Raw genomic sequence first — 13189 nt, 5'->3', positions numbered from 1 at the left:
GTCATCGAACAAGGCCGGATCAGCCGCCTCCACTGGCCCGGCGCCGTCGATATCTGACATGCACACGCGTGCCCGATCAGTTGGGGAAAGCCACACATCTCTCCTTCAAGGCGGTGGGGCCGGAACCCGCCCATATGAGCTGCCGAGTCGGTTGACTGACCGGAAGGCCACCTCGTCTGGGACGTACACGGTCCAATGCCCCCCCATGCGGGAGGGTCTAAGTCTCAATCAGAATTTCGGGCGCCACCTCTGGAAGGATGGGGGTGCTGATCGGGGTGTAGAGATCGACATCAGCCGCAGTTCGTAACGTTGCGACAAGCGCGTAACGAACCGCTGTATTACCCCTTCTCTGACCGGTATTCTCCCGCCACCATCCGCCAGTCGGATAGATGGCGATAGCGTCACGCTGGGAGAGCTCGACGGCGTTTCCCTCCCAGATATCCCCATGCAGCGATCCCCGATTGCGAAGAACGGGACCAAGCGTCCAGCCTGCGTCTCCCGCCGCCCTTGCCGGCGGCCTGGCCCCGGCCGCGGCATTGATGCGACGCAAGAAGACATCGGGGCGCTCGTCGCCCGGTTTCAACGCAAACCGCAATCCATGCGAAGCGTAGCTGTGACGGCGTGTTTGGCCACGCTCCCCAGGATTGGGCTCAATGAAATAGCTGAGCGTGATCCGCAACTGGACCTGGGTTTCACCAAGAGCCTCGAGTTCCTCTGTTGGCCAGGGAAGCGCGTGCAGGACCATGTCCTTGGTCTCGATCTTGCTGCCCACGGTCTTGAATGGTTGCATCTCGTTCTCGATGACCATGGTGACATCGTTATCGAGACTTCCAAGGGCGCGCACCAGTGATGGAACCCCGAAACCGTAACGCCGCATCAAGGCATTCTTGTTGATCCCGCCCAGATGGGCTTTCATCGTCGGTGTCCATTCGGCCGAATGGACGATCAGCGCCCTGACCGTTTCGGGCCACAGAGTGCGACGCTGAGCCAGGATCTGCGCGCCCATCCTTGCCGCGAGCGCAGTTGCTGCGCTGGTCTCGCCGGTCGTCGTGAACGCCCGGTGCTCAGGCGTCCGATAGGTCGTCAGCAGCGCGAGATCGTCAAGGTGATCACCAATGAGCGTCGCCGGATCTACGCCCAGATTGCCACCCTCGAAGACGACATCGGGTTTGAGGGGCCAATCGTGGTTCCAAGTGACGGAGGTACGGCTACGTGGCATGAGATCGCCGACCTGGGCCATGACACCCCATCCGTTGAAGACAGGGTCGGTGATTGTCGTCTTCTCGGTAAATGCTCCGACCGTCAGCACATTCCACGCCTGGGCAGGGCTTTCGATCGGCGTGATATCGTTGCGGACGAGATAATCGTTCTGATGGATATCCTCACGAATGTTGCCGGCGGAGACTGCAATCAGGCGCGGCGCATTGTCGGCGCCATAGGCGAGTGCGTCGAGAGCTGCAGACCATGACGACGGACGGCCGCGCCAGTGATCGCCATCGCTGGTCAGGGCAAGGCAGATGGCGCGAGGCCGGTTCGGTGCGACGATTTCGGCACGGGCGATTGATTGGGCGGTGATGGCGCCGAAGAGATCGGGGTCATTTGCACCATGGTCGGGCAGAATCTTTACCGACTCCAGCCGGTGCGTCAGGATGATCTGCCCGGCTCCGGCGAGAACATCGCTCAGGTCACCATAAATGGCAACGCCGGAAAGCTGGGTCCCATGGCCGCCGTGCCCCTGATTGCTCGTGTCTTCGACGTTCCAGCCGGGATCGAATGCCTGCTGATCCACTGCTGAGAGCGCCGGGAGGATCAAAGGGTGACGTCGGGTAGAGCCTGAATCGAGAAGGCAGACGGCGGGACCGTCGCCATTGTTGGCTACGATGCGATCTGCCGTCTCCGCGGCCCAGGCGCGTTGCTCGGCGCCGTCCATTTCCATAAAGAAGGCGGGTGTATCACGAGCGGTTCTGAGCTCTGCGATCGTGTCGGTGTGCGCAATGATCCGCCCGAGGGTTTCGGCGCTCGCGTGGACGATCAACACCTCCCGCTCCGGAAACTGCAGGGCGTGTTCACGCACCGGCAGCTCCAGTCGCTCAGCCGCAGCCGCAAAGGTGTCTCTGGTCCCGAGACGCAGCCAGACCTCCCACCAGATGGCCGTACCGGGCACCGGAAAGAACGCCTCGTCATCCGTATAGAGGGATCTGGCCACCGCAAGGCGCGCGGTCTCAAGCGAGGCTACGAGCACTTCATTCTTGGGTCCGTTGTTTTTTTCGACGATCTCACCGTCGACCTCGATCCGTTGGATCCGGTCCTGGTCGCGATATTCGGCCACCTTCTTGAGGTAATAATCGCGCTGGCGTTCGGGGACGAAGACAGTGGCGGCGATTGAGTTCCCTCCCTCTCCTAACGGGCGAACGCTAACAAGTTCGATCGGAAACTTGCCCTGCCGGTTTTCGAGCTTATCGACGATCTCGCTCTGGGATGAAGGGAGTTCGAACTCAAGATAGAAACCTGGCGTTCCACCCGCAAGGTCGGGCTCGCGAGCTCTCAATTGCGCTTCCGCGTCTGCCACCGCGCGGGTAAGGGCTTCTGTCAGCTTTACAGCATGCTGAGCCCTATCGCGCGCCGGCACGGTTGTGCCGCCACCTCCGCCTCTGGCGGTGTAGTCCTGGATGTTCCCGTGACCGGGCAAATAAACGTGTGGGAGTGGACGCGGTGGTTCTTCTGCCATCGATTATTGCGACGCCGCTCCTTTGCGTTCGGCTATCGCGAGGGACAGATCGTTCTGGGTGATGCGGTCCCGGTCGGACAGGACGACGAGTTTCGCGGCATCGGTCGCAGCGCGGGCAATCTCGGCCTGGCTCAAACCGGCAGCATCTGTAACCGCTTTTGTCCAGTCGATATCCCGGGTGTCGAAGCTGGAAAGGCGCGCCTGCAAAATCCCGGTCGCGACCTCAACGCTCGGCAATGCATACTCGATGACGTCATCGAACCGCCGAAAGAGCGCTGGATCGAGCAATTCCGGGTGATTGGTCGCCGCCACCACCAGACCGTCACTCTCATCCTCTTCCAGGAACTGAAGGAATGAATTGAGGACACGCCGGATCTCGCCCACGTCATTGCGTTCCGCGCGCTTCGCGCCGATGGCATCGAACTCGTCGAAGAAGTAGACGCCTTTGGTTTCAGCCATCGCCGAGAACACCAGCCGCAACTTCGAGGCGGTCTCCCCCATAAACTTCGTCATCAAGCCATCGAGCTGAACGGTGAACAACGGCGTATGGAGTTCCCCGGCGAGCGCAGCCGCGGTCATTGTCTTTCCGGATCCGGGGGGACCGATGAGCAACAGTTTGCGACGTGGGGCCAGCCCATGGCTGCGAAGCTTATGCTGTTGTCGCTGCTCGAGAATGACTCGTTTCAAACGAGCTTCGAGCGCCGCAGGCAGGATCATGCTTGACAGCCGAACGTCAGTATAGCGAACTGCAACGAGGTTTACGAGGTCACCGCGTGGCTGCGCAATAGGAACAGGAGCCTTCTTACGCCCGGAGGTACGATCCTTGTTGGCGCGCGCGGCATCGACAAGTTCGCGGAGTTGCACAGCCACCTTTCCATGACCCCTGCGGGCCTCACTTGCTGCGGCCTGCAATGCAATCGTCAGGAACTGCTCGTCGTCGCCTTCGACGTGGCTCTTCAGCAGCGAGATCAACTGCTGCGCCGTGGTCATGACGACTGAGCTCGGTTCATAGATCGAGCTCCTTCTGATTGAATGGTCCACATTTGCGTCATCGTGTTCCTCTCGCGGTGACTTTTGGGCACTTTCGAGAGATAGACGCCTCTCCCCAAGAACTGGTTAAAATCCAGTTTATTGATCGCCATAGAGAAAAGCAATTTGAACGAAGCAACAGTTCCCAACATTTGAGACTGCAACGAGAACAAATTCTTTCCCATCAGCTTGATGGACACATTCGCATAGTTATCCATCTACCTCACTCGGCATTGCGTTAGCGATAGAGACGAGCGTCGGCCGCATCCATGCGGGGGCCTGGATCGCATTGGATGCAAGCGTTTTCTTGTCACTGACCGACAACCAACGGACGGCAACGTGCACAACGTCGGCGGCACGTGATGCTCCAACGTGACGAAGAGCCTGGACGACGGTACCTGCAGCACTGCCCGGAGCAATAAGGTGCTTGGGCGAAGCGTGACGCAGATCGACCACGCGCTTACCGAGTACGACACGGCGGGAGGGGCCATTAGTCAGATAGGTGCTCTTTGCCGGAACCTGCGTTGAAAGGCCAAGGGCATTCGCCGCGCGCGCGCCGGCAATTTGCACCTGAGATCCGGTCTCCCGTGCCAACGCTTTCGCGACATCGTCAGGGGTCGGCGAAAGGGGCCCAAGTTGCGGATGAACCTTTGGGAAGTCGTACAAGCCTCGCGTCAGGCGCCGAAGCTTTCCACTCTTTGCCAACCGGGAAAGGGCTTGGTCGACAGTCGATCGCGCGGCCACGTCCAGGAAATCACTCGGCGTGAAGACACTGCCGCGCCCGCCGACAAGGGCACGCTTCATAATTACGTCTGGAACTGATATGGCGAGGGGTTTCATGTGTCAGAAATTAGGCTATATTTTTCTGACATTCAAGAGCGCACTTCATGTTCGAACAATATGAGTAGATCCAAGGCGACCATTCACACGTTCGTCGTTCAGTCTACTACCGGCACGGCTCTGCTATCTTACATACGAACGCAATGCCTTGAGCGCAGCGGAAATATTCCGGTTCTTTGGATAACACAGCATGAACCCCGGATGGGGGGCGACCCGGCCTTCCAGGACTGAAATCAGACTGCCGTCGTCCAGAAAAGGTTTCGAAATTGGCTCTATGCCATAGCCTAGCCGACGGTCAGCAACGAGCGGATGATGGCGGCATGTGTCGCTGGCAGCGTTTTCGTGCCATTCAACGCCCTAAAGCGCCCCGAGAAGTTTTCGGACGTGACTGTAACGGACATGCCTACCGCCCAGCCCGGATCGACACCCCGATAGACCGCAGGGCGGGTATCAGGTCGGCTTGACGAACCAACTCGACCACCGGAGAGGCGACAAGTTTCGCAGCGACAGCCCGATCGTAGACCGCCACGCAATCTGCCGCCGTGAGGCGGGAGGAATAGAGCAATCCATCGACTGCATAGGATCGAAAGATCGACTCGCTCAGTCTCTGCCCTTCCTGATGCTCCTTGCCGCGGGCCGCGTCCGTGCTGACGCCCAACCTCAGGAGGCCGGTCGTGCGCAGGTCGAGAAGAATGAGAGCATCCGTGGCCGTCACCTCAGTGACCGACCAGTCCTCGATTTCGCTCTCATCCAGCACTCGCTCCTGGGTCCCCTCGAAGCGGTCGCGGACAATCGTCTCTGCGATCGCGGTCGCGAGATCATATGCGGCATAAAGCAGTCGGAACATCTGGTTGGGACTTGAGAACCGCGATTGACCGAAACCCATACCGAGCGGGGTCGACATGTGGGCTACAGGGATGATGCGGAGATAGGATTGCGGGAGAAACGCAAGCGCGAGCTCCCGAACCGTTTGGGGATCAAGTTTCACGATTCAGCTCAACCAAAATCGCGCTCGGCTGCATCCAGAACCTCGTCAAGATTGCCCATCTTGAGATTGTCGAGCGGCGTTCCGCCAATACTCGGCTTTGGCTGGATCAGCCATTGCCACGCCACACGCGGATTGCGGATGATTTTGGTGACCTGAGGCATGCCCTCGACCGGCCGGCCATCGACAAACTGAGCCAGGGGAAAGACATGCTTTCGCTCGCCCTTGAGCAGACCGACGACAGCTCCGCGCTTGTGCCAGTCGTGCAAGGTCGATCGCTTCGTGCCGAACTTCTTCTCGATATCGCCCGGACCGGCGACCGGACCGGCCCAGTCTTCGATGCGGGTCGGCGTCGCAAATTCGTCGAGCCTGCGGCGCCCTTCCTCCATGTCTACCGATTGCCCCAGACCAGCACCTCGGCTGACCTCCACAGGCTTTTCGACCGATACCTCCGCGAGTACATGACCTGGCTTCGCAGCCAGTTCGGCGACGGCGGCTTCCACAATATGGGCGAGTTCCGTTTCATCGTCGGCAATCCGATGCTGTTGCTCGACAGAAAGGCGCGCTGCTGCCGCGGAGACCACGGCCATGACCTTGCCAGTCGCTGCAAGCGCCGGCTTTGAAAGGCCTGGATTGTGTCGGGCCAGAACCTTGAGAACATCGGCGACCGCAGCCGGATTGACTTCTAGCTTTGCGCGCATCTGCGATTTACGGGTGACGGCAACCATCTTCGTCTTCCTTCTTGATTACAACAAAGATAGTGCAAATTGTCCGGTTTGTCCAGATTGTTTCCCAAAGGTCGCATCGTAGAGCGGAACTATAAGGCTTTCTATTGCGTCCCGCCGACACGGCCGCAACATTCGACTCGAATTCGTCCGTGCCTATAGGGGAGCGGGCTACCACCTACTTTCGGAGAGGGATAAAAGGGGATGGCAACAGCGTCCCTTCCGGCAAATCTGCAACATCCTTCATGACCCGTTTGAGGCGATCGATTGTGAAAGCCTTGTCCGCAAACCATAGCTCAATTTCGGTGGGGTCAAGCGTATCGATGAAAGCAGACGTTGGCACTTTGCAGCCGGATTTCCGAATAGTCCGGATATTGTGCTGATAACGACGGATACGCTCCTCCAGGGGAAGATCGGGGCCATGCTTCAGCAGCTTGTCTTTCGGCCATGTCGGCATTGGATTGGCATCCTTATACGGAAATGGGCCGAAGCCCATCATCGCGACGCAAACGGCAATCAACCATTGCATGATCGTCGTTGCCCGTTGGGCACAAGTCAAGTCAAATACACCGCGGGCATAGAAACGAGCAGTTTATGCAGTTCGCTCGGATACCGGATCCATGTTCGATGCGAAGTGACAGCAAGCATAGCCTCTATCTCATCCTTTAAATTACACCCCATGCACGGAAGCTTCCTCTCCCCGTCACTTCCCGAACGCCGAGTTCGGCGACCAGATCGAGCGCCGCACGATGGCTCACCTTCAATTCCTTGACTATCATCGACGAGGACACGATCGGCCGCGCCATCAGCAAGTCCACAACGAGCGGCAAACTGCTGGACGAGCGCTTTCCCTTCAGTTTGCGCTCGAGGTGCTCCCTCGCCTGTCCCAGCCGAATGGCTTCCTTCATGGCAAGTTCAGCGCTGCTCGCCATCGCATCCAGCCCGGCGAGCACTCGTGATATTCGTTTCGGCGATCGCCGCCGTTCCCGAGGTACACCCTTCAGACCAGAGCAGAAGCAGAACAGGTGCGAAGATACCTTTCCGCGCACCCGAAAATAGGAACTCACAAGTTGGGCACCAAGCCAATGCTGCCGCTGCAATGGCTCCATGCATTCCCATGCGTCCCATATAACTGCGGCCGCCAACGTGGTTGGCAAGGCGTCGGCCTCAGCCAGAGCCGCTCTCCAATCCGAAAGGCGCCCTTCCTCGTTCCAACCCGGATCCCGGACAATGAGCTCACCGACCATCAAAGGATCCGCCTTGCGGCCCTCGCCCGTTGCCACCGCTTCGAGCACACGGGCGGATCGATTAAGGACCGCATCGATTTCGGCCATCTCCGCCGCAAAACCGTTCTCGTCTTCGTTCAATGCCAGTTCGATGGACAATGGCGAGCTCCCTTCGCCTACCACATCTCGTTCCGTAGAGTCCTCTGACCGCCCCGCGAGGCTTACGACCCCAGCCCTGCTCGTCGCCCAGCCAGGGTCAGCGCTTGCGATGCGCCGCCGCGCCCTCAAGATTGAATGTGCGATTGTGACTTCATGGGTCGGGGTGCGCACATCCCGATTTGCGTCGTGGAGAACGAGATCCTCGAGATGGACAAGCTCGCCGGCGACCCACATGCTGGCGGCCGCCTCGATGAAGTGCGACCTTTCGGTAAAGCCCTGCCTGACGGGGCTGCGACGAACAATTTCGTCGAGACGCGCGAGCTGATCTTCCGCCCTTGCGATGGCCGGAAGCAGCGCCGCCAGTGGCAAATCACCGATTTCATATCTCATTGTTTTAACGCATCTATTTAGCCAATCATGAAGCTATAATAGCATACACTTCAATCATAGCAGATACTTTTTCTCGCGCGCGTACTAGATAGAGTTGCCAGGGCGTTCGAACTGTACAGGATCAGCGCCGACGGACGTGACATCGACGAAAACCGTTCTTTTCCAGCCTCTTGCGTCGAACTTCCCGAGGTTTCAATGCATCAAGAGACGTTTACAAATGATCGTTTATCCTTATCCTCTGCGTTTGGAAAACTGTCCTTCAACACTCCTCAGGCACTGCAAATGGTCGCTAACACCAACAATCAGGCTTCCCGTCGACCACAGGGCCGGCTGATCGGCTATGCACGCGTCTCTACGGACGAGCAGGCTACGGAAGCACAGGAAATCGAGCTGCGATCGGTCGGGTGCGATGTGATTGTCCAGGAACACGGATCCGGCGCCTCGCGTGCCCGCCCTGCGCTTTCCAAACTCGTTCACGAGATCGGCGCCGGCGACACGCTCGTTGTGGTTCGGCTTGACCGTCTGGCGCGCTCGGTCAGCCATCTGCTCGAGGTGATCGCGGATCTGACGGAGAAGGGAGCGCATTTCCGATCGCTGTGCGATCCAATCGACACGACCACGCCGCAGGGCATGTTTTCGCTCCAGGTTCTCGGCGCCGTGGCGCAGCTCGAACGCGCGCTCATTTCCGAACGAACGAAGGCGGGTATCCGGGCAGCCAAGTCCAAAGGAAAGCTTCCTGGCAACCCTGGCATCCGGGAAAAACGCCCGGAGGCGCTGGCAAGGATGACCGCGGCCCAGAAAGCGGCATATGGCGATCGGATTCAGGCCTCCGCGAACCAATGGCTTCCTACCGTTCGGCGCATGCGGCCGGATCACACATGGGACGACATCGCCCGAATGCTCAAGCAGCGGGGCCTCGACTGGACGCCAGAACGTCTTCGCCGCGCCGTGAAGTGGATGGTGACGGAACGCATGGCGGATGCAGCGCTGCTGAAAAAATCTCCGCCCCGTCTTCCCGAAGACCGCCTGATGACGCTTGTGGCTGGCATCCATTCTTCGAACCCGAACCTCAAGCTCCGCGAGATCGCCGTTCAGCTCGAAAGGCTGCACGAGCGTACGCCGCGCGGCGGATCCAAATGGTCGCCCTCGTCCGTCAAGAACCTCATCGATCGCGCCCAACGGTCGGGGTTGATCACCGACGTCGACATCGCCGTGGCCGAGTAACGAGGAGATCACCACGATCTCGGCTTTTGCAGGCTTTTCAGCAGCGAAGCCGAAACGTGGACGCGGCTATCGTCTTCGGCGTCCTCATCCGTTCGTGGTTTTCCGGCGCTGGCTGCATTCTTTTGCTCGTCCAGCTTTGCCCGGAGCAACGCCATGACCATCGGCCAGGTCGAAAACTTCCCGTCCTTGGCCCGATCGGTCAGGCTGCGCAGATAGCCGCCGGCGTTGTTGATCTGACCGGCCCGCTGATAAATCGACGCCAGCGTGATCGCTGCGTGCTGCTCGCCCATGGTTTCGCGGGCCTCCTGCCACGCACTTGGGCTGATCCCTAGCATCGGCCGGGCAAGGTCGGTCGCCGCCAGCAAGTCGCGCCAGTGCCGGATGGACCCACCTTGCGCCAGTTCCCGAATCTCGGGGCAGGCGTCCAGCACAATCCCCAAAGGCAGCTCACGTTTCGGCAAGCTCCGCACGTTGTCGGTTTCCGCAGCGTTGCCGCCCGCTTCATCTTTTTCTCGGAAGCCGTATTCAGATTCAAATTTAGAGTCTGGTTTTGAATTCTGTATGTGGCGACCGTTGTGGGACTCATTGGCGTCCAAATTCATTGTTTTCGTAAACGATTCCAATATGTCACGGATCTCAGTCCAGAGTTCCTCAAGCTCTTGGGCAATGCTCTCGACAATCTGGCGAGGCGCAGAGCGTGGTAGGCGGCCGACGATCCCCTGATAGGTCTGTGAAACTCTCCCCCATTTTCCGGGAACGCTCTCGTCAATGCCAGTTTCGATCATTTTGACGATGTCACGGCGAAGAAGAGTCAAACGCTCCTTGGCCACCCGGAAGGCCTTCTTTTCAGCTTGCACCGCCTGGGCGAGATCGCGGAACTCATCGGCGCGCGCGACGATCGGCGACAGATCGAACCCGTAGGCCTGTTCTACCTCCCCTCCCCTCCCCTTGCGGGCGAACCGCTTGCCGTTGGGACTGTCGCGGCGGATGATGAGCCCGCAATCAACCAGGACGGCAAGATGCCGACGCAGTGTCGTGGCGGGCATGCCGTTGGCGCGAGCCATCAGCTGTTCGTTAGACGGCCACACGACCAACTCGGTACCACCGGTCAAGGCTGTCTCGGGATGAAACGTTAGCAGCGCGTTCAGGATCGAGAGGGAACGGTCCGTCGCTCCGATCAGCTCCCTAGATTCACGGATGTGCTGGAAGACCTGCCACTTGTGGGCCACGGCATCCGGTGCGACCGCCTTTGCAGCCATTTGGCTTGCAATATGGCCGAGCGTCATTGGCCGCCGCCCAAAGGGCGTCGTTACGTTTACAGCAGTCATCATCTTCACCTTTCAAAAGGCAAAGCAAAAGCGCCTGTCGAAACGACAGTTATGTCTTGACTGCGATTCCGGGAAATGCGATTCTCTTAGTGACCAAACTGAGAGAGGCCTTTCGGAACGCTGTTTCGGAGGGCTTTTTCTTTGCTCAGTTGCTCCCTTCTTCGCCGTTGGTGCCGTTGCGGGCATTCATGTAGGATCGATAGAGTTCAGGTAGCATCGTTATCACATAGCTGCCGAACTCAGGCGCCGCGTGCTTGTCGATTATCAACGTAAGAGACTTCTCGTCGTCTCTGACCTTTGCTGCTCTCACCCCATCGTCCGCCGTCCACACGCGAGCGCGCGGCGCGGCCTTCTTAGCTGGCGCGAGTTCTTCAAACACGCGCACGAACCTTTCGTCTGAAGACCTTTCCTTCAGCGGCCCCTGCAGTTGTGCACGTACTTTTTCCAGAACACCTTTCCGCTCAATGCGGCTCGCAAGTTCGACCCAGCGATCACGCCCCGCTTTAGGCGCCGGACCAATCATTCGAATAAGGTCGGCTGGTATACGGGCAGCTGTGGATATCAGGTGTGAGACAGCGGCTTTGTCCGCCCCCAGGGCGGCCATAATCAACTGCCTCGAATATCCTCGGCTCTCCAGCTCAGCCGAATACAAAGCCTTCTCGATGTATGATAAATCCTTCCTCGCGCTATTTTCCTGCCCCTGCGCCAGAATGAGCTCTTCGTCAGTCATCTGCCGAACGGCAGCCTTGACCAGCCGCCCGGCGGCTTTCACTGCGCGCAGTCGCCGCCGGCCATAAGCGATCTGGTACCGCCCCTCTGCCCCTGGGTGTGGCCGCACCAAAATAGGCACTTGCTGCCCATGCTCCTTGATCTGCACCGCGAATTCCTCGAAGTGCTCTTCGCTTTCATCGAGGCGATCTGTGATATCCGGCGCATCGATCAGATCAGGGTCGATCTCGCTGATGGATTGCGATTTCAACATTTCGATCGATCGAGAAACCGCACCGATTGCTCCACGGGCGACGAAGGCGCTCTGCTCCGGCAAAGGAGGCGTTTCGGACGGAGAGTTGTCGGCCGACAACTTCGTAGGAACTAGGTCCGATAGAAGGTGCTTGCGAGCCATTAGACGGCCCCTTTCCGGGAAAACTGACTGGGCATCGGGCCGAAAGTTGTCGCCCGACAACTTTCTATTTTCATCCGCCGTATCATGAAGATCTTCTCCATGCCGCGCGAACCAACTGTTCAATCTCAGAGTTGACGTTCTCAAGAGCTTCCATCGCCCGGTCGTAGGTAGCTCGCGTGAACTGATCACGGCTGACCTCGTAGAGCGTCTGCTTGGTGATCCCCGCATCGGAGATCGCGGTGCTCTTCAACATCGGATGATTGAGAACGTGGTCTCCAAACATCGTCCTCATGAAGGACACCATCTGGTTCTGCGGTCCGTCGCCTGGCTCATAGCGCGTGACGAGGTAGCGCATCCAATCGTAGTTCATGCTTCCGCCGGCGTCGGCAACGACGCTGAGCAACTCGGATGTCATCAAGAGGAACTGGCACATCGACATGACATCAAGCATTTGAGGATGAACGGTCACCAACACAGCAGTCGCAGCGCAGAGTGCTGAAATCGTCAAAAAGCCCAGCTGGGGAGGGCAGTCGACAACGACAACATCATAGCTGTCGGCGACGGAGGAAATGGCTTCATCCATTCGCGTAAAGAAGATGTTCTTGCGATCATTGGAGCCAAGAACTTTCGCCGTGTCGTGCTCGAACTCCATGAGCTCGAGATTGCCGGGGACCAAATCGAGGTTAGTAAAGTAGGTCTTCTTAATGACGTCCTTTAGCGGGCGACGTTCGTCGTCATACCGCATCGCGCCATAGAGAGTTTCGTTGTCCTTGACGTCGAACTCCGGCTGAAAGCCATGCAGCGCCGACATACTGGCCTGCGGATCGAGATCGATTGCAAGAACACGGTAGCCATTCAAAGCAAGATACTGAGCAAGGTGTGCTGCTGTCGTTGTCTTTCCGCTACCGCCCTTGAAATTGACGACGGTGATGACTTGCAAATGCTCCTTACCCGAGCGCTTGGGTGAATAGCGCCGGTCGTTCTTTCCGTTTTGATCGAGATACTCGCGGAGGGCCTGGATCGTCTCGATGGTGTAAGAGCGGCGATTGTTGTTTCCGATCTCGGGCTGCGGACCCTTCCCTTCGATAGAGAGATGGCGGAGGTAGCCGTCATTGACACCAATAAGTTTGGCGGCTTCAGTCGACGAGAAGGAGCGCAGGGTTTTACGCGCCTCCGGCGGGTACAGCTTCACGCGGTGCTCATGCAAGGCCCCAGAGAGGTCTCGCGCATGAGCGCCGATCAGTTTATGAATAGCCTTCTGAAGCTGAGCCGGATTTTCCACGACTTCCTCTCGTACACACGGTAATTTTCGTAAACACACCTATTTACCGTGGATAGGTCAACCGATTCCACCGTTTTTTGCAAGATATTTAAAGTTAACCAATAGTTAACGCAATTCCGATGGCCAACCGCCGCGTGCCGAATCATCGTG

The 13189-nt window shown here is 58.4% G+C and carries 11 protein-coding genes; 1 reads left to right on the top strand and 10 read right to left on the bottom strand.

The genetic code is table 11. The features are described 5' to 3' along the window. Window positions 1–217: 217 nt before the first annotated feature. The 7 genes from ADU59_RS00905 to ADU59_RS00870 all read right to left on the bottom strand — a co-directional run bounded on the left by ADU59_RS00905 (window position 218) and on the right by ADU59_RS00870 (window position 8082). Window positions 218–2728 (bottom strand): S8 family peptidase, encoded by a 2511-nt coding sequence (locus ADU59_RS00905; RefSeq protein WP_068950836.1) that lies wholly within the window; start codon window positions 2726–2728, stop codon window positions 218–220. Between the two features lie 3 nt (window positions 2729–2731). Beyond that, window positions 2732–3718 (bottom strand): AAA family ATPase, encoded by a 987-nt coding sequence (locus ADU59_RS00900; RefSeq protein ID WP_045024916.1) that lies wholly within the window; start codon window positions 3716–3718, stop codon window positions 2732–2734. A gap of 249 nt (window positions 3719–3967) precedes the next feature. Next, window positions 3968–4561 carry a DUF6088 family protein gene (locus ADU59_RS00890; protein ID WP_045024920.1) on the bottom strand — a complete coding sequence of 198 codons (594 nt, stop codon included), beginning with the start codon at window positions 4559–4561 and terminating at the stop codon, window positions 3968–3970. A 439-nt stretch (window positions 4562–5000) separates the two neighbouring features. Further along, a complete protein-coding gene (locus ADU59_RS00885) occupies window positions 5001–5585 on the bottom strand; it encodes an RES family NAD+ phosphorylase (protein ID WP_045024912.1) in 585 nt (194 codons plus the stop codon). A gap of 8 nt (window positions 5586–5593) precedes the next feature. Then, on the bottom strand, window positions 5594–6310 hold the full coding sequence (locus tag ADU59_RS00880; RefSeq protein ID WP_045024910.1) for an antitoxin Xre/MbcA/ParS-like domain-containing protein: 717 nt from the start codon (window positions 6308–6310) through the stop codon (window positions 5594–5596). A 175-nt stretch (window positions 6311–6485) separates the two neighbouring features. Further along, window positions 6486–6836 carry a hypothetical protein gene (locus ADU59_RS00875; RefSeq protein WP_045024908.1) on the bottom strand — a complete coding sequence of 117 codons (351 nt, stop codon included), beginning with the start codon at window positions 6834–6836 and terminating at the stop codon, window positions 6486–6488. 136 nt (window positions 6837–6972) lie between these two features. Further along, the gene (locus ADU59_RS00870; protein ID WP_045024906.1) at window positions 6973–8082 is read right to left on the bottom strand and encodes an RHE_PE00001 family protein; all 1110 of its coding nucleotides are present in this window, start codon (window positions 8080–8082) and stop codon (window positions 6973–6975) included. A 282-nt stretch (window positions 8083–8364) separates the two neighbouring features. On the opposite strand from ADU59_RS00870, the gene ADU59_RS00865 reads away from it, so the two are divergent. Further along, on the top strand, window positions 8365–9306 hold the full coding sequence (locus tag ADU59_RS00865; RefSeq protein ID WP_068950835.1) for a recombinase family protein: 942 nt from the start codon (window positions 8365–8367) through the stop codon (window positions 9304–9306). 8 nt (window positions 9307–9314) lie between these two features. Here ADU59_RS00865 and repC read toward each other — a convergent pair whose 3' ends face one another. From repC to repA, 3 genes are all read right to left on the bottom strand, one after another. Then, the gene (gene repC / locus ADU59_RS00860; RefSeq protein ID WP_374189145.1) at window positions 9315–10634 is read right to left on the bottom strand and encodes a plasmid replication protein RepC; all 1320 of its coding nucleotides are present in this window, start codon (window positions 10632–10634) and stop codon (window positions 9315–9317) included. A 145-nt stretch (window positions 10635–10779) separates the two neighbouring features. Beyond that, complete coding sequence (gene repB / locus ADU59_RS00855) at window positions 10780–11757, bottom strand: plasmid partitioning protein RepB (RefSeq protein ID WP_068950831.1); 978 nt, start codon at window positions 11755–11757, stop codon at window positions 10780–10782. An 82-nt stretch (window positions 11758–11839) separates the two neighbouring features. Beyond that, window positions 11840–13039: a plasmid partitioning protein RepA gene (repA, locus tag ADU59_RS00850; RefSeq protein ID WP_068950830.1), complete on the bottom strand. Its 1200-nt coding sequence runs from the start codon at window positions 13037–13039 to the stop codon at window positions 11840–11842. Window positions 13040–13189: the final 150 nt, after the last annotated feature.

Source organism: Pararhizobium polonicum, from assembly GCF_001687365.1.
GTDB classification, from domain to species: Bacteria; Pseudomonadota; Alphaproteobacteria; order Rhizobiales; family Rhizobiaceae; genus Pararhizobium; species Pararhizobium polonicum.
Note: the sequence above shows the minus strand (reverse complement) of the source record. Positions and strands in the feature narration are given on the sequence as shown.

Coding starts and splice junctions, on each gene's coding strand:
- ADU59_RS00890 (WP_045024920.1), bottom strand. CDS start 4,561: ATGAAGCGTGCCCTTGTCGGCGGGCGCGGCAGTGTCTTCACGCCGAGT.
- repB (WP_068950831.1), bottom strand. CDS start 11,757: ATGGCTCGCAAGCACCTTCTATCGGACCTAGTTCCTACGAAGTTGTCG.
- ADU59_RS00865 (WP_068950835.1), top strand. CDS start 8,365: ATGGTCGCTAACACCAACAATCAGGCTTCCCGTCGACCACAGGGCCGG.
- repC (WP_374189145.1), bottom strand. CDS start 10,634: ATGACTGCTGTAAACGTAACGACGCCCTTTGGGCGGCGGCCAATGACG.
- ADU59_RS00870 (WP_045024906.1), bottom strand. CDS start 8,082: ATGAGATATGAAATCGGTGATTTGCCACTGGCGGCGCTGCTTCCGGCC.
- ADU59_RS00905 (WP_068950836.1), bottom strand. CDS start 2,728: ATGGCAGAAGAACCACCGCGTCCACTCCCACACGTTTATTTGCCCGGT.
- ADU59_RS00880 (WP_045024910.1), bottom strand. CDS start 6,310: ATGGTTGCCGTCACCCGTAAATCGCAGATGCGCGCAAAGCTAGAAGTC.
- ADU59_RS00900 (WP_045024916.1), bottom strand. CDS start 3,718: ATGACCACGGCGCAGCAGTTGATCTCGCTGCTGAAGAGCCACGTCGAA.
- ADU59_RS00875 (WP_045024908.1), bottom strand. CDS start 6,836: ATGCAATGGTTGATTGCCGTTTGCGTCGCGATGATGGGCTTCGGCCCA.